The following is a 16,047-nucleotide window of genomic DNA, read 5'->3' as shown; positions in this document are numbered from 1 at the left end:
GCCGGATTGCCTGCGGGGTGCTCGGGCCCGGATGGTCAGGCCTGGCTGGATACGGAACTAGTTGGACATGGACGTGGTGCCGCTGCCGGTCCAGCCGGTGAACGGCGACCAGACGCCACCCACGCCTTCCTGATGCCGGACCTTCTGGTAGACCTCCTCGTTGCCGATCTCGGTGTTGGTCAGCGTGCGGACGTTGTGGATGGTGTGCCAGCCGTTGGCCGGGCCGAGGTAGCGGCTGAACGAGGAGTTGCCGAGGTGGTCGTCACCGTTGGGCCAGTCGTCGCTTTCCCAGCGCTGCTGCTCGATGTTGACGTAGCGGTTGGCACCGCAGTAAACGTTGATCCGGTAGTCCACCAGTTTGGTGCCGGACGAGTTGAAGCCCGCAAAGATGGGCTTGAGCGGCACCACCTGGCAGGCGTAGTTGGTGGCGGCTGCCTGGGCAGGTGCGGCCAGGGCGACGCCGCCCGCGGCAAGTCCCAGCGTCATTGCTGAGACGAGCGCGATCTTGGCGCGGGACGGACGGGACTTCTTTGTTCCGGCGGTCATGGACATTTTTTTGCTCCTGTTGCGGTGATGGTGGTTTCGGCCAGGAATCCTTTCCTGATGCCGTGTTTCCATGGTCCGCTCGGAGCACTGTCCCTGACTTCCGTGCTAGCACTGTTTAGTGTTAAAGCCGTAGGCATCCGGCAAAGGAGGACATATGTCAGCGCACAATATTGCAGGCAAGAAGGTGGCGTTCCTGCTGACCGACGGCGTGGAGCAGGTGGAGCTCACCAGCCCCTGGAACGCCGTGAAGGAAGCCGGCGGCGAGCCCACGCTGGTGGCGCCCAAGACCGGAAAGCTGCAGGGCTACCACGGCACCGAAAAAGGCGAGAAGTTCGACGTCGACATCGCGGCGGCCAATGCCGACGCCGCTGATTTCGATGCGCTGGTGATCCCGGGCGGAGTGGTCAACGCGGACCACCTTCGCGTGGACAGCGACGCGCAGGCCTTTGCCCGCAGCTTCTTCGAACAGCACAAGCCGGTGGCGTCCATCTGCCACGGCCCCTGGCTGCTCATCGACGCAGGCGTGGTCCGCGGGCGCAGGCTGACCTCGTACCACACGCTCCGGACCGACCTGAAGAACGCGGGCGCCCTCTGGAGTGATGAGGAGGTTGTGGTGGACCAGGGCTTCGTCACCAGCAGACACCCCGGGGACCTCAAGGCCTTCAACGACAAACTGCTGGAAGAGATCGAAGAAGGCGGGCACGCGGGCCGGACTGCCTGACCGGCACAACCCAGTCAGCAACGTGGCCGGGAAAAGCACAAAGACGAGGAGCCCGACGGCGGTAATTGCCGCCGTCGGGCTCCTCGTCTTCGTCGGTGTTTTCTATGTCAGCTGGAGCTGGGTTCGGTGGTGAGGCCCCGGTGGTCCGGCGTTTTGCTGTTCTGTTCCTCGGCCGGTCCCGGGGGTTCGGTGCCATCCGCGCCGGGGCGGGCATCGACAGGACCGGGCCCGGCATGTCGGCCGGACGCCTGGTCCGCCGGCTTGTCCCTCGGCACCGGGTTGGTTTCGTCCTCGACGCCATCGCTCACGATGTCGTCGGCCTCGTTGTGTTCCGTGCTCATCGACTGCTCCTGATCTCGCGGTGTGGTCCCACGCTACAGGCGGGGTGCGGGTGCGTACAGCGGCGGTCCTTGCTGGGCGTGCCTGCCTAGGAGGCGGAAGCCCACTGCCGGAGCTCCCGCGTTTCGCCGTAGGGAACGTCGCGGCTGACGGCCACGGTGTAGGTGGAGTAGCCGGTCTGGGTGACCAGCACGCCGTGGCGGCGTTCCTGCATGGCGTGGCGGAGGGCGATGTCCACGGCGCTGTTGAGGTCGTTTTCGATGGTTGCGGGATCGTGGGCAATGATCTCGAGCAGGATGTCTGAGTGGTGCTTGATCATGGGGTGCTCTCTTTCGCAGGGGTGTGATCGGGGCGGGTGTCCAGGGAAGGTGGCCGGGCCGGGCCGTGTTTCGGTGAGGGGGAATCCGGGGAGGACAAAAAGGGTGCCTTTGAGGCGGGAGGAGATTTGAGCTGAAGGTGATGCGGGGGGCCCGGCATTCTGAGATGGGGCGGGGCCGGTGCGATACTTCCGGCGGAGGGACCGGGAACGTTTTGTCGTTCCTGCGGATCCACCCTAAGTGTGGCCGACCGGGCCGCCGGAAGGCAATCACTTCGGTGGAATTTCTTTTGTGTCCCGCGTCACACGCGCGCAAAGGCGAGGGGCCGACGGCGGAAACTCCCGCCGTCGGCCCCTCGCCTTGGTGTTCTCTTCTCAGCGCTGTCCTTGCTGTTCGTGCTGTCAGTTCTGCCGGCGCCGCGCCAGGTGCTCGCCCACGGCGAAGGCCCGCGTGATGGCGGACCCCAGAGTGGCCCCGCCGCCAGGGTAGTTGTTCCGGAACACACTGGCAGCAACGTTTCCGGCGGCGTAGAGCCCGGGGATCGGGTTCGCCCGGCGGTCCAGCACGCGGCCGTCGAAGTCGGTTTCCAGCCCGCCCGAGGTGCCCAGGACGCCTGCCGAAATCGGCACGGCATGGAACGGGCCGGTGGCCAGAGGAGCCAGGCACGGGTTGGGGGTGTTGCCGGAATCGCCCAGGAAACGGTCCTGGGGTGTGGCGCCGCGGTGGAACTCGGTGTCCACGCCCGCGGCGGCATCTTTGTTGAACCGGGCCACGGTTTCGCGGAGCCCGGCGGGGTCTACTCCGAGCTTTCCGGCCAGTTCCTCCACGGTTCCGGCCGAGGTCATCCATTCCGCCGGTGACCCGGGCGTTGAGCCGGCCACGGGGTACTTGGACAGGTAGGCGGAGTCGAACACCAGCCACGCGGGATTGTTCCGCTGCCGCCCGGTGTGGGGGTCCACCGAGGCGAACACCCGGCAGGCGTCGTGGTAGTTCAGGGCTTCATTGACGAAACGCCTTCCCGCGGCGTTCACGGTGATAGAACCGGGCAGGGTCATCTCCACGTTGCCCATCCGGCCGGACTGCCGGCCGTCATACCGGTGCGCCGGTGCGGCGATCACGGGGACACCCCAGATGGCCGTCATATCAGCCACTGCCGCCCCGGCTTTCAGGCCCAGTTCCAGCCCGTCGCCCTCGTTGGACGGCGCGCTGATGGGCGTCACCGGGAAGGGCAGGAACGCCTGGCGCAGCCGCGGGTTCCATTCGAACCCGCCGGAGGCCAGGACGACGGCGGCGGCCGTGACGGTCCTGCCTGGGCCGGCGGCACTGTCTCCGCCTGGGCCGAGCGTGACCGTCCAGCCGCTCCCCGCGCGGACCAGGTCCTCCACCGGCGCGGCGGCAGCAATGTGGATACCCCGGTCCAGGGCGCTCGCCAGCAGCCGGCCCACCAGCGCGCCGCCCATGGTGCGCACCCCGGTTTTCGCCCGCGTCGCGAGAAGCGCAGGATCGGCGGCGCGGCCGTTGAGCTCGTCCCGTTCCGTCATGGTCAGGAGCGGGAAGTACGACGACGGCCGGATGGCCTCCGCCAGGCCCGGATGGTCCTGCGGATCGAACGCGTTGTTGTCCAGGCCGCGTCCGCCGTCGGCCGCGCCGTTCCACTCCAGGTGGTAATCCGGGCGGGCGATGGGGGTCATGGACACCCTGGTGCTGCCGGTCAGGTATTTGACGGCGCGCGGTGCGGTCCGGACATACCAGTCGATTTCCGCCGCTGACAGGACGTGCCCCGCTGCCTCCGTGAGATATTCGACGGCGAGTTCATGGCTGTCGCTGAAGCCGGCCCGGGCTGCCAGATGGTTGTTCGGAGCCCACATCACCCCGCCGCCGGCGGCCGTGGTGCCCCCCAGCAGGGCGGCCTTCTCGGCCACCAGCACGCTCAGCCCGGCGTCCGCCGCGCGGACCGCCGCCACCAGGCCGGCCGCCCCGCTGCCGGCCACCACGACGTCGTACGCAGGGGCGAGTTCCTCCACCGGCGTGAGCACGCGGATGTTTGCACCCGGGTTCATGCCGGCGCCCCCGCGAATGCCGTTTCCGGTCCGGTGCCTGAGCCCAGGGCGGCCGGCATCTCGATGAGGATCTTGCCCACCTTCTCAGTCCGGCTGCGCATCAATTCGTAGGCCTGCTGCAGGTCCGCGAAGCCGAAACGGTGCGTCATGAGGGCCCTGGCCTGGTCCGGATGGCGCGCCAGGAGGGCCAGTCCGCCGGGGATCAGGTTGAGGCTGTTCCGGCTGCCCAGCAGGTCCAGTTCCTTGAACGGAATGTCCTTCATGGATACCGTGGCCGAGCGCGCTGAAATGCCCACCTGGACGATACGGCCGGCTCCGGCCACGAGGCGTATGGCGTTCTCCAGCGAGGACGGCGCACCGGTTGCCTCCAGCACCAGGCCGGGGCCGTAGCCCTCGGTCAGCCGCCCCAGCCGCGCCGCCTGTTCGGCGTCGGGGAAGCAGGCGGCGGGGTCAACCAGCAGCGTGTCCACAGCTCCGAAGGCGCGTGCCAGCTCCAGGCGGTCAGCCTCCGTGTCAGCGCAGACCACGTCCACGCCCAGGTCGGTCAGGTACAGGGTGGCGAGCAGCCCGATGGGGCCGCTGCCCAGGACGAGCGCGGTTTCCCCGGCAGCGGGGCGGCCGCGGTTCACGGCCTGCATGGCGATGGAGGCGGGCTCGGCCATGGCGGCCAGTTCCAGCGCCAGGCCCTCGGGAACCGGGCACAGCTTGTCCACCGGGACGCTGAGCACTTCCACCAGGGCGCCGTCGGAATAGCAGCCGATGCAACTGATATTGCGGCAGACGTTGAACCTGCCCTGCAAGCATGGCCGGCAGGTTCCGCAGTACGTCATCGGGCTGACGGCAACCCTGTCCCCGGTCCGGATGCCGGCAGCGTTGTGGCCGATTGCTTCGACGACGCCGGAGAACTCGTGACCCTGGACCACCGGCAGTTCGGCCGGGTAGTCGTCCTCCCAGATATGGAGGTCAGTGCCGCAGAGCGTGACGTGGTGGATCCGGACCAGGGCGCGGCCCTGCTCCAGGACAGGCTCGGCCACTTCCTCGTAACTGATGGTTTCCCTGGCAACAGTGCGGGCGGTCAGCATCAGGCGTCCACGCGTTCGGCGCCGAAGAAGATGTTCCATTGCCGGATGGTCCGTTCTTCGATGAGGTTGTTGCTGAAGAACGGATCCAGGTCCATCAGTGCTTCGACGTCGGCCTTGGAATCGCCTTTGAGGATCAGCAGGGCTCCGGGTGATTCCCCGGAGCCGAAGGGGCCGCTCGTCAGCAGCCGGCCGTCGTCGAACTGCGACTTCAGGAATTCAACGTGGCGTGGCCGGTGCTCATCGCGCTCGCCGGCCGTGGCGTCGGAGTAGGCGTAGGTGACGGCGAAAGTTGCCATGGGCGTTGTCCTCTTCGTTGAGTAATTGGTGTCCTTCCATCGTGGGAGCGGGATTGAGACGTGTCCAACACTTATTCGGTCTGGGACTATGTGAGACAACTACATAGTCATCAGCGGTGCTGAGCGGTACGGAGATCCTGGCGAGGCGGCGTGGGCAGCACGGAATCCGCCAGTTCAAGTGCCAGCTTGAGGGCCGGCGACATGAGGTCCGGATTCCAGGCGATCCCGGACTCCAGCAGCGGCACCGCGCCGGAAAGCGGGATGAAGACCGTGCCGCCGGGCATGATTCCGGCCATGGAGTCGGGCATCAGGCTGACGCCCACACCGCCGGCCACCAGGGAAAGGGCCGTGTAGGGATCGGACACCTCCTGCACCACGCGGGGCCGGAACCCGGCAGCCGTGCACGCCGAGAACACGGACTCCCGCAACGTGGACCCCTGCGCTGCGGGCATGGTGACGAAGCCGTCGGCTGCCAGGTCGGCCAGGGCAATCTGTGGCCGGCCGGCCAGCGGATGGTCCACCGGAAGTGCAGCGCCCAGCGGCTCCACGGCAATGCGTCGGGTGGCCAGGGAAGGAGCATCCACCGGCAGCCCGATGAAGGACAGATCCAGGGACCCGTTACGGAGCTGGTCCAGGGCATCCTGGGTGAGCAGTCCGCCGCTGAGGGTCAGGTCCAGATGCGGGTAGCTGCTGCGCAGTGCCCGGGTGAGCGGGGGGAGGGTCCTATGGTTGAGTGCTCCGGAGAAGCCGATGCTGAGCCGGCCGTACACTTCGCCGCTGTCCGCCGTGGCGGCCCGCCGCGCCAGATCCAGCTCCTCCAGGATTTTCCGTGCGTGCGGCAGGAAGGCGTAGCCGGCGGTGGTCAGCGAGACGGCCCTTGTGTTTCGTTCGAAAAGGTCGGCCCCGAGGCTCTTCTCCAGCTTCTTGATCGTCTGGCTTAGCGGGGACTGCGCCATGCGAAGCCGGTGGGCGGCGCGGCCAAAGTGCAGTTCCTCGGCCACAGCCAGGAAAGCCTCGATCTGCCGCAGCTCCACGTTGTTCCTCCCCGCAATGTTCCCTGATGCGTGCTCCTGATGCGTGCCTCCGCGGCTGTCGCCAGGTGCAGGCCCGCCCACCCCTAGGCTACTTCCACGGGCTGCCTCCACCGGACCGCCGTCCTTTCGCGGCAGGGATATATTGGCAGGAGAAAAGCTGGCACAACCGGGAGGAACCATGGCGAACTCCGCATCGGGGGAGTCCGTCATCCAGCGGGTGGTGAAGATCCTGGATGCCTTCTCCCGGGGGCAACCGCGTTTGACGCTCGCGGAGCTGGTCCGCCTCACCGGCATGTCCAGCAGCACCGCGCACCGCCTGGCCAACGACCTCGTCGACAGCGGTCTGCTCAACCGCGGCGCCACCGGGGACTACGGCGTGGGTGTCAAAATGTGGGAGCTTGCCTCACGCAGCAACCCCCTCGAAGAATTCCGGCGCCGCGGGCTTCCCTTCCTGGAAGGTGTCCACGCAGCCGTCCGCGAGAACGTCTCGCTGTCCGTCCCCGACGTCGAGTCCGGAAGCGTCCTGTACCTCGAACGCCTTGACCGGCACGGCACAGTGCTGAACCTTGCCGACGTCGCCGGGCGGCTCGACATCCACAACACCTCCTCGGGCCTCGCCATGATGGCCCACATGCCCCGCCACGTCCAGGAGCGCTTCCTGGCCGGCCCGCTGGAGAAGACCACGCCCAACACGGAAACGGATCCCGTGAAGATCCGCGCGCACCTGGCCCTCATCCGGGAGCGGGGCTATGTCCGGCTGGCCGGCGTCCTGGTCCCCGAAAACACCGCCTACTCCGTACCGGTGTTCGGCGAGGGCAACAGCGTGATCGGTGCCATCGCCGTCGTCGTTCCTACCGCTGAAGAGAAGCCCCAGCTGATCCTGCCCGTGCTGGTGGCCGCCGGCCGCGGCCTCTCCCGGACCATGGGTGCCGAGCGCCGGCCCTACGGCACCAGGCCATGGCTCGAGCCGGGCCGCCAGGCCGCAGGGGACCGGGCCGCGAAGATCTAGCCAGATCCCGCCCGCCCCTGGTGCCGTCCTGTGGTGCTATCCGATGCCGGGCGTCCCGTTGAATGGGATTTGCCGCTGACATCTGTGATGCCGCTCATACAGTTTTGTTCAGGGATCCACACCACCGCCGGCCGGCCGGCGGAGGCTCCCGGCCCCAAAAACTCTTACGGAACGTGCCACCGCAATGTGGCGGCGGCCCCACCACCCTTAACCCGTGACACTCGATGAGGAGACACTATGGGACATGCCCAGCAACCCCCGGCAGGAGACGTCCGGAGCACCGCCGTCCTGGAATCCGACGTCCTGAACCAGGACAACCAGGAAAGCCGTCCGGCAGCGAACCACCCGGCCAAGATGCCCAGGAAAGCGGCACTGGCTTCATTCCTGGGTTCCACCCTGGAGTACTACGACTTCTTCATCTACGGCACCGCCGCAGCCCTCGTTTTCCCCAAGATCTTCTTCCCCGGCGGCGACCCCGTCGTGGCACTGCTCGGAGCGATGGCAACCTTCGGCGTCGGCTACCTGGCCCGGCCGCTGGGCGGCATCGTGATGAGCCACTTCGGTGACAAGGTGGGCCGGAAACAGGCCCTCATGATCACGCTGGTGATCATGGGAGTCGCGTCCATCGGCATCGGCTTCCTCCCCACCTACGGGCAGATCGGCTACTGGGCCACCGCACTGCTGCTGGTCGGCCGCCTGGCGCAGGGCTTCTCCGCCGGCGCGGAAGCCGCCGGCGCGTCAACGCTCACCATGGAGCACTCCCCGGAGGGCCGCCGCGGCTTCTTCACCAGCTTCGTGATGACCGGCTACGCCTCCGGCATGGTGCTGTCCACGGTGGTCTTCATTCCGCTGGCCGCCCTTCCCGAAGACCAGTTGCTCAGCTGGGGCTGGCGTATCCCGTTCTGGCTCTCCGTTGTGGTCCTCGGCGTCGCTTACTGGATCCGCACCCGCCTGGAGGACCCGCCGGTCTTCGAAGAAGCCGTGGATCCGGGCAAGCCGAAGGGCATCCCGGCGGCCGAGGTCCTGAAGACCCAGTGGCGTGACGTCCTGCGGGTTGCCCTCGTCATGCTGTTCTCCGTCATGCAGACCACCTTCACTGTCTACGCCCTGGCCTACGCCACGGGCAGCTCCATCGGGCTGGACCGGACGCTGATGCTCACGGTCAACGCCGTCACCATCGGCCTGTCCATGTTCACCATCCCGCTGGCCGGCATCATTTCGGACAAGTTCGGCCGCAAGAAGGTGCTGCTGGTGGGCGCTCTCGGCTGCGCTGTCACCTCGTTCGGCTACTTCTGGGCGATCAGCGAGCACAACGTTCCCCTGATCTTCGTCTTCGGGTTCTTGAACATGTCCGTGTTCTACTCCTGCTGGAACGGCGTCTGGACGGTCTTCTTCCCCGAGATGTTCCCCGCCCCGGTCCGCTACTCGGGGATGGCCATCGGCAGCCAGGTGGGCCTGATCCTCACCGGCTTCGCCCCCGTCATCGCCACGATGCTCGCCCAGCCAGGCCCCGGCGGCTGGATCCCGGTGGCGAGCTTCACGGTGGTCTGCCTGGTGGTATCCGCGATCGCCATCGCCACGGCGAGGGAAACCCATAAGACCCCGCTCGAAGAACTCGGACTGCCCCGCAAGCGCCGCGTTTCCGCCTAGCGCCCGCCGGGTAGCCTCCAGCACCGTTTGCCGGCCCAGCACCGCCCACGCACCAGAAAGTTGATTCTCCCGTGACTCCATCAGCATCCGCACCCGCCCGCATCTTCCGCGTCGGCATCGTTGGCTGCGGCGCCATCTCCCGCAACCATCTCGAGGCCTTCGGCGCCCTGGACAACGTCCGGATCGTCGGGGTCTGCGACATCGACCTGGACCGGGCCCGTGCCACGGCGGAGACGTGGGATGTGCCGAACGCCGTGAATACGGTGGGCGAGCTGCTGGATCTCGGCGTGGACATCATCTCGGTCTGCACGCCGCACCCCACCCACGAGGAGGTGGTGCTGCAGTCGGCAGCGGCCGGCGTCCACGTGCTCTGCGAGAAGCCGATCGCCACGGACCTGCCCTCGGCCGGGCGGATGGCCGCGGCGTGTGCCGACGCCGGAGTGAAGCTGGGCGTGCTCTTCCAGCGCCGCTTCTGGCCGGGCGCCCAGCGGATCCGGGCAGCGATCGACGACGGCACCCTGGGCCGCCCCGTCATGGGCCAGTGCTCGGTGATGCTCCACCGCGAACCGGAGTACTACTCCAGGGACGCGTGGCGGGGGACCTGGGCCAACGACGGCGGCGGTGTGCTGATGACCCAGGCCATCCACTACATCGACCTGCTGCAGTGGTTCATGGGGGATATCGCCGAGGTGTACGGCAAGATCAACAGCTACAAGCACGGCGCCAACATCGAGGTGGAGGACTCCGCCACGGCGGTCCTGACCTTCACTTCCGGAGCCATGGCAACGCTGGAGGCCTCGACGGCGGTCTCGCCCAGCCTGGGCGTGCAGATCCGGATCACCGGCGAGACCGGTGCCACCGCGTCCCTCACCGAGTTTCCGGAGGGCAGCGACGGCCGGGTGGACCTCTGGGCAGTCGGCGAAACCATCACCACTGAAGCCGTCCACCCCGCCGGCATCCGCCCCAACGTGGACCTGGCCACCATCAACGGCCAGCTCATCCCGCACCACACCAGCCAGGTCCGCGACTTCGTGGCCGCACTGGAAAAAGGCACCGAGCCGGCCATCACCGGCCAGGACGCCACCAAGGCGCTGCGCATCCTGCTGGCCGTGTACGAATCCTCCCGCACCGGCGTCCCCGTCCGCTTCGCCGCGGTGGACCAGCTGGCCATCACCGGCCAGCCCGCCCCGCCGGAAGCCCCGGCAGCCCAACCAACCAGCCGCATTCCGGCAGCACGTTAGGGAAGACGAATGACCACCGAACGCTACGCAGCCCTGCCGCTGACCCTCGGCCGCAACGGCCGCACTCCGCGGACCCTCCGGAACCGCCTCGCGTCCGCCCCGATGGAACGCAATTACGGCACCACTGACGGCCGCATCACGGAGCAGTACATCGACTACCTGGTCACCCGTGCCAAGGCCGGCCTGGGCCTGGTGACCACCGAAGCCACCTACGTCCGCGCCGACGGCAAGGGCCGCACCCACCAGCTGGGCCTGCACACCGACGCCATGGTCCCTGGCCTGCGCAAACTTACCGACGCCCTGCACGCCGAGGGCGCGCTCGCCGCCGTCGAAATCAACCACGGCGGCCGTACGGCGCAGGCCGCGGTGTCCGGATACAAGAACCTGGCGCCGTCACCGGTGCCGTGCGAGGTGGCCGGCGGCGAGGTGCCGCGGGAACTGACCGCCGGGGAATGCCGCGACCTCGTGGCGGCCTACGGACAGGCCGCCCGCCGCGCGGTGGACGCCGGCTTCGACGTCATCAACATCCACGGCGCCCACGGCTACCTGATCCACCAGTTCATGTCCCCGATCTCCAACCACCGCACCGACGAATTCGCCGCCCCGGAACACTTCATGAACCTGGTGATCGACGAAGTCAGGAAGGAGGCCCCCGATGCCATCATCGGCATGCGCGTCTCCGTGGTTGAGGGGCCGGCGGACGGCATCACCGCAGGGCAGCAGCTGGCCATCATCGCCAAGGCCCACCTCGAGCGCCTCGACTTCCTGGACATCTCCGCCGGCAGCTACGAGGCGGGTGAATGGATCGTCCAGTCAGGCGAATGGAAGCCGGGCATCCTGGCCGACTACGCCAAGGCCTACCGGCAGTTCGGCCTCCCCCTGGGCATGGCCGGCCGGCTGAACTCCCCGGCCATCATTGAAGAGGTCCTCCGCGACGGCACCTGCGACTTCGTCAGCCTGGCCCGCGCCATCCACGCCGACCCCGCCTTTGTGGGCGGCGTCCTGCACGGCGGACGCTACCGCCCGTGCATCGCCTGCAACGTCTGCATCGACAACCTGGGACTCGGCCAGGTGACCTGCACCGTCAACCCGGCCGTGGGCCGCTCCCGCGTCCCCGTCCCCACGCCCGCCGTCCGTGACGGGTCCCGTGTTGTGGTGGTGGGAGCCGGCCCCGCAGGCCTCACCGCGGCCCGTGAACTCGCCGAAGCCGGCGCGCAGGTGACAGTGCTCGACGACGGCGCCCGCCCCGGCGGCCAGTTCGCCCTCGCCGAGCGGATGAAGTCCACCCCGGACTTCCACCGTTTCGCCGAATGGTCGGCGGCCGAGAACGCCCGGCTCGGCGTCGACGTCCGGCCGGGCACGCACGTAGACACGAACGACGTCGCCGCGCTGGTCCGCGAAACCGGCGCCGACGCCGTCGTGCTGGCTACGGGCGGGCTGCGCCCGGCTGCCGGGTTCACCGGCGGAGATTCCCCGAACGTCACGGACGTGCGCGAATGGCTCGCCGCCCACCCCGGCGTCCTCGACAGCGGTGCTGCCGCCGGCGAAGTCCCCGCGGCAGTGACCATCTGGGGCGCCGACTCCGTGGCCATGAGCGTGGCGGACACCCTGGCGGACCGCGGCGCCGCCGTGCTGCTGGTGGGGCCGCAGGAGGTCATCGCGCCGGAGTCCGGCCGCCGCGCCAAGATCCTGGCAGTGCCCCGGCTGGAGCAGAACCCGCGGGTCCGGATCCGGCTGGGCAGCTCCATCGAAGAGTACGACGGCGGCCGCGTCCGGCTCAGCAGCGGCGAGTGGCTGGACGCCCCGGGGCCCCTGCTGGTCTCCCGCTCGGTTGCCCCGCTGGACGGCGCCATGCCGGCCCGCGAGCGCGATGCCGCACTGAGCTTCGCGGCCGGGGTTCCCGTGACCCTCGCCGGAACGGTGGTGGACCAGACCCCGGCCATCGCCTCCAACGCCGTGAAGAGCGGGTACGACGCCGCCCAGCGCGTGGCCGCTGCACTGGCCGCCGGCGCCACCGGTGAGCGGGCCCGGGCCACCGGTGATCGGGCCCGTCGAGATCCAGCGAACCTTTCCCTGAACGGAGCAGCATCATGAACACCCCGCCACGCCGCCAGGTGGGCCTGGCCCAGCTTTCCCTCGTAGGAACTGCGCCGCCGGACCTCGTGACCGTCGCCGCCGGGGCGGGATTCGACTTCATCGGCGCCCGGGTGCGGCCGGTTACCGCGGCCGAACGTGCTTATGACCTGCAGCCCGGTTCACCCATGCTGAAGGAAACCCTGGCCCGGATGCGGGACACCGGCGTGACGGTGAAGGACATCGAGTTCCTGCTCCTGGACGGCAGTGACCAGCGCGGGGCCTGGCTGCGGATGATGGAAGCAGGCCAGGCCTTGGGTGCCGGCTCGCTGACCGTTGCCGGTGCCGATCCGGACGCCGCCCGGCTGGCTGACACGCTGGCCCGGATGACGGCGGACGGCCGGGATTTCGGCATCGTGCCCACGCTGGAACCGATCTCCTACCAGGCGGTAGATTCCATCCCCGCCGCGGCGGAACTGGCCCGCGCCGCCGGCTGCAAGATCGTGGTGGACGCCCTGCACTTCAACCGCTTCGGCGGCACGCTCGACCAGCTGGCAGCCAGCGCGGACCTTGTCCCGCTGCTGCAGTTGTGCGACGGCCCGGTGCAGCGGCCCGCCACCCGCGAGGACCTCGTGACAGAGTCGCGCTCCGAACGCGGCGTCCCCGGCGAAGGCGGGTTCGATCTCGCCGCGCTGGTGGCTGCCTTCCCGGCAGGGACGCCCGTGAGCGTCGAGACGCCGTCGGACCGGCGGGTTGCCGAACTCGGTGGACCGGGCTGGGCCCGGAACCTGAAAGCCGCCGCTGACGCCGTACTAGCGGCAGCGGAAAACCTTCAGGAAGCAGGGGCCAAATGAGCGAAGTTCTGGAAAGCACGACGACGGAGCTTGCCCCCGGCGTCCGCGTTCCGCTGATCGGGCTGGGCACCTGGCCGATGGTGGGGGAGGACGCCGCGGATGCCGTGCACCGCGCCATCGCCAACGGTTACCGGCACATCGATACCGCCGAGAACTACGGCAATGAAGAGGCCGTGGGGGAGGGCCTCCGGCGCAGCGGCATCGCCCGGCAGGACATTTTCATCACTACCAAGTTCAACCGGGACTGGCACAGCCGGGACGGCGTCCGAATCGCCTTTGAACGCTCAGCGGCCCGGCTCGGCGTGGAGTACCTGGACCTGTTCCTGGTCCACTGGCCCAACCCCGCGCTGGGCCGGTTCGTCGAGGCCTGCGAAGGCCTCCGGCAGCTGGCGGACGACGGCGCCATCCGCGCCTGGGGCGTCTCCAACTTCAAGCCCGCCCACCTGCTGGCAGTCGAAAGGGCCGGACTCGCCGTGCCGGTCAACCAGGTGCAGGTGGACCCGGCCCACGGCCAGCCCGGACAGCTGGCCTTCCACCGTGAGCACGGCATTGCCACCGGCGCGTACAGCCCGCTTGGCCGCAACGGCGACTTCCTGGCCAGCCCCGCCATCACCGGGCCGGCGGAGGAACTGGGCAGGACGCCCGGACAGATCGTGCTCCGCTGGCATGTCCAGCAGGGCCGCATCGCCACGCCGAAATCCGCCAGCGACGACCGGCAGCGGCAGAACCTGGACATCTTCGGCTTCGAGCTGGCTCCGGAGCAGCTCGCCGCCATTGATGCGCTGGAAACCGGCGCCCCGCCGCGCCTCGATTCAGACACCTTCGGCCACTAACCACTTCGGCCGCTAAGAGACACCCGAGAGAACCACAATGGAGAACCCCATGAACGAGAGCACCGACGCCACACCGGCCCCAACTGAGCAGGACGGCCGGCCTGGCGCCCTGGACTGCGATGTCCTGGTGGTCGGGTCCGGCGCCGGCGGATTGTCCGCCGCCGTCACCGCCGCCTACCACGGCCTCAAAGTCATCGTGGTGGAAAAAGCCGGGGTCTGCGGCGGGGCCACGTCCTGGTCCGGAGGCTGGGCCTGGACCCCCGGCAACCCGCTCGCCAAGGCTGCCGGCGTAAACGAGGACAAGGAAACGTTCCGCACCTATTTGCGCCACACCCTGGGGGAGGAGTACCAGTCGGACAAGGTGGACGCCTTCCTCGAGGCCGTCCCGCACATGGTGGGCTTCTTCCAGGACAAGACGTCCCTGCAGTTCGTCCCGGGAACCAGGATCAATGACATCTACGGCAAGGAGCCGGGCGCAGGCACCGGCAACCGCTCGGTGGGCCCCAAACCGATCAACGCGCGGCGGATCAGGCCGGAACTCCGGGCAAAAATGCGCCACCAGCTCTACGAAACGTCCTTCCTGGGCATGGGCATCATGGCCGGACCGGACCTCAGCAAGTTCCTCTCCGCCTCGCAGGGAAATCCGAAAGGCATCTTCCACGCCGGCTGGCGCATGGGCCTCCACCTCCTGGACCTGCTGATTCACCGCCGCAACATGCAACTGGTCAACGGCACCGCCCTGACCGGACGCCTGCTGAAGTCCGCTGACGATCTCGGCGTGGATATCCGCGTTTCCACTCCCGCGAAACGGCTGCTCACCGACAACACCGGCAAGGTGACCGGCGCCGTCGTCGGCTCCCCGGACGGTGAGCTGCAGATCAACGCTGCACGCGGCGTCGTCCTCGCCGCCGGCGGCTTCCCCCACGACATCCAGCGCCGGAAGGAGCTGTTTCCCCACACCCCCACCGGCCGGGAACACTGGACGCTGGCACCCGCGGAGACCAGCGGCGACGGCATCACCCTGGCCCAGGCGGTGGGTGCCCGGTTCAAGACCGACGTGAAATCCGCCGCCGCGTGGTGCCCCGTGTCGCTGGTGCCGTACCGCAACGGCCGCACCGGCACCTTCCCGCACATCATGGACCGCGCCAAGCCCGGCAGCATCGGCGTCCTCGCAAACGGCAAGCGCTTCGTCAACGAGGCCAACGGCTACTACGACTACGTGGCCGCCATGATGGCCGCCACCCCCGAGGGCGGAACCGCGGAGTCCTGGCAGATTGCCGACAGCCGGTTCGTCCGCAGGTTCCCTCTGGGCATGGCCAAGCCGCTGCCGGTCCCGCTCTTCCCGTACCTGCGCTCCGGCTACCTCACGAAGGGACGGACCATCGAGGAACTCGCGGCGAAGTGCGGAATCGACCCCGCCGGCCTCAAAGCCACCGTGGAGGAGTTCAACCGCAACGCCCGCGACGGCGTGGACCCCGGCTTCGGGCGCGGCGAGACCGCGTTCAACCGGTATGGCGGCGACGCCGGGAACCGGCCCAACCCCTCGCTGGGTCCGCTCGAGAAGGGTCCCTTCTACGCGGTCCGCGTGGTTCCCGGCAGCTTCGGCACCTTCGCCGGACTGGAGGCGGACGGCCGGAGCCGCGTCCTGGACAACGACGGCCGGCCGATCGAAGGGCTCTACGTTGCGGGCAACGACCAGGCCAACGTGATGGGCGGGCACTACCCCGCGGGCGGCATCAACCTGGGACCGGCCCTCACCTTCGGCTACATCGCCGGCCGCGACCTCGCCGGTGCCGGCGCGTACGAGGACGACGGGACAATGCCCGCTGAGCTGCCCGCTGAGGTGTCCGCTGCCGGGCAGCTTTCCACGCGCCGTTGACCGCCTAGGGCGCCGAGCGTATGCTGACGCTCACCTTCCGGGGCCCCCGCTCGGCGGGGGTCCGGGTCTCCTTCTAGAGCACACGCGGCCACCGGGTGCCGAGGTTGTTTCCG

At 68.6% G+C, this 16,047-nt stretch carries 15 protein-coding genes; 8 read left to right on the top strand and 7 right to left on the bottom strand.

The window, feature by feature from the left end; translation table 11 throughout:
- Positions 1–57: 57 nt before the first annotated feature.
- On the bottom strand, positions 58–546 hold the full coding sequence (locus tag BS38_RS0113090; RefSeq protein WP_231511240.1) for a hypothetical protein: 489 nt from the start codon (positions 544–546) through the stop codon (positions 58–60).
- Between the two features lie 154 nt (positions 547–700).
- Between BS38_RS0113090 and BS38_RS0113085 the strand changes: the two genes are divergently transcribed.
- Complete coding sequence (locus BS38_RS0113085) at positions 701–1,267, top strand: type 1 glutamine amidotransferase domain-containing protein (RefSeq protein ID WP_028271215.1); 567 nt, start codon at positions 701–703, stop codon at positions 1,265–1,267.
- Between the two features lie 107 nt (positions 1,268–1,374).
- Here BS38_RS0113085 and BS38_RS0113080 read toward each other — a convergent pair whose 3' ends face one another.
- The 6 genes from BS38_RS0113080 to BS38_RS25120 form a co-directional block, all read right to left on the bottom strand.
- Positions 1,375–1,608, bottom strand: coding sequence for a hypothetical protein (locus BS38_RS0113080; RefSeq protein WP_028271214.1), 234 nt, complete (start codon positions 1,606–1,608; stop codon positions 1,375–1,377).
- Between the two features lie 86 nt (positions 1,609–1,694).
- Complete coding sequence (locus BS38_RS0113075; RefSeq protein ID WP_051628896.1) at positions 1,695–1,925, bottom strand: hypothetical protein; 231 nt, start codon at positions 1,923–1,925, stop codon at positions 1,695–1,697.
- Positions 1,926–2,324: 399 nt separating this feature from the next.
- The gene (locus BS38_RS0113070) at positions 2,325–3,983 is read right to left on the bottom strand and encodes an FAD-dependent oxidoreductase (RefSeq protein WP_051628895.1); all 1,659 of its coding nucleotides are present in this window, start codon (positions 3,981–3,983) and stop codon (positions 2,325–2,327) included.
- Complete coding sequence (locus tag BS38_RS25125; protein WP_051628894.1) at positions 3,980–5,065, bottom strand: alcohol dehydrogenase catalytic domain-containing protein; 1,086 nt, start codon at positions 5,063–5,065, stop codon at positions 3,980–3,982. Before BS38_RS25125 ends, BS38_RS0113070 begins: the two co-directional genes overlap by 4 nt.
- Positions 5,065–5,361, bottom strand: a complete 297-nt coding sequence (locus BS38_RS0113060) for a YciI family protein (protein ID WP_028271211.1) — start codon at positions 5,359–5,361, stop codon at positions 5,065–5,067. The genes BS38_RS25125 and BS38_RS0113060 overlap by 1 nt, the downstream gene beginning before the upstream one ends.
- Positions 5,362–5,471: 110 nt before the next feature.
- Positions 5,472–6,395 (bottom strand): LysR family transcriptional regulator, encoded by a 924-nt coding sequence (locus BS38_RS25120; protein WP_051628893.1) that lies wholly within the window; start codon positions 6,393–6,395, stop codon positions 5,472–5,474.
- A 178-nt stretch (positions 6,396–6,573) separates the two neighbouring features.
- Here BS38_RS25120 and BS38_RS0113050 point away from each other — a divergent pair, with 178 nt between their 5' ends.
- The 7 genes from BS38_RS0113050 to BS38_RS25115 all read left to right on the top strand — a co-directional run bounded on the left by BS38_RS0113050 (position 6,574) and on the right by BS38_RS25115 (position 15,934).
- Positions 6,574–7,404, top strand: coding sequence for an IclR family transcriptional regulator (locus tag BS38_RS0113050; protein WP_028271210.1), 831 nt, complete (start codon positions 6,574–6,576; stop codon positions 7,402–7,404).
- Between the two features lie 237 nt (positions 7,405–7,641).
- Positions 7,642–9,054 carry an MFS transporter gene (locus tag BS38_RS0113045; protein ID WP_081818890.1) on the top strand — a complete coding sequence of 471 codons (1,413 nt, stop codon included), beginning with the start codon at positions 7,642–7,644 and terminating at the stop codon, positions 9,052–9,054.
- A gap of 71 nt (positions 9,055–9,125) precedes the next feature.
- Positions 9,126–10,295 carry a Gfo/Idh/MocA family protein gene (locus BS38_RS0113040; protein WP_028271208.1) on the top strand — a complete coding sequence of 390 codons (1,170 nt, stop codon included), beginning with the start codon at positions 9,126–9,128 and terminating at the stop codon, positions 10,293–10,295.
- 9 nt (positions 10,296–10,304) lie between these two features.
- On the top strand, positions 10,305–12,389 hold the full coding sequence (locus tag BS38_RS0113035) for an FAD-dependent oxidoreductase (RefSeq protein ID WP_028271207.1): 2,085 nt from the start codon (positions 10,305–10,307) through the stop codon (positions 12,387–12,389).
- A complete protein-coding gene (locus tag BS38_RS0113030; RefSeq protein ID WP_028271206.1) occupies positions 12,386–13,222 on the top strand; it encodes a sugar phosphate isomerase/epimerase family protein in 837 nt (278 codons plus the stop codon). Before BS38_RS0113035 ends, BS38_RS0113030 begins: the two co-directional genes overlap by 4 nt.
- A complete protein-coding gene (locus BS38_RS0113025; RefSeq protein WP_028271205.1) occupies positions 13,219–14,055 on the top strand; it encodes an aldo/keto reductase in 837 nt (278 codons plus the stop codon). Before BS38_RS0113030 ends, BS38_RS0113025 begins: the two co-directional genes overlap by 4 nt.
- Positions 14,056–14,104: 49 nt before the next feature.
- Positions 14,105–15,934: an FAD-dependent oxidoreductase gene (locus BS38_RS25115; RefSeq protein WP_051628892.1), complete on the top strand. Its 1,830-nt coding sequence runs from the start codon at positions 14,105–14,107 to the stop codon at positions 15,932–15,934.
- The last annotated feature ends 113 nt before the right edge of the window (positions 15,935–16,047 follow it).

The sequence above is a fragment of the Arthrobacter sp. UNC362MFTsu5.1 genome, from assembly GCF_000685965.1.
GTDB lineage: Bacteria > Actinomycetota > Actinomycetes > Actinomycetales > Micrococcaceae > Arthrobacter.
The sequence above is the reverse complement of the archived record's forward strand: the minus strand, read 5'-3'. Positions and strand labels throughout refer to the sequence as shown.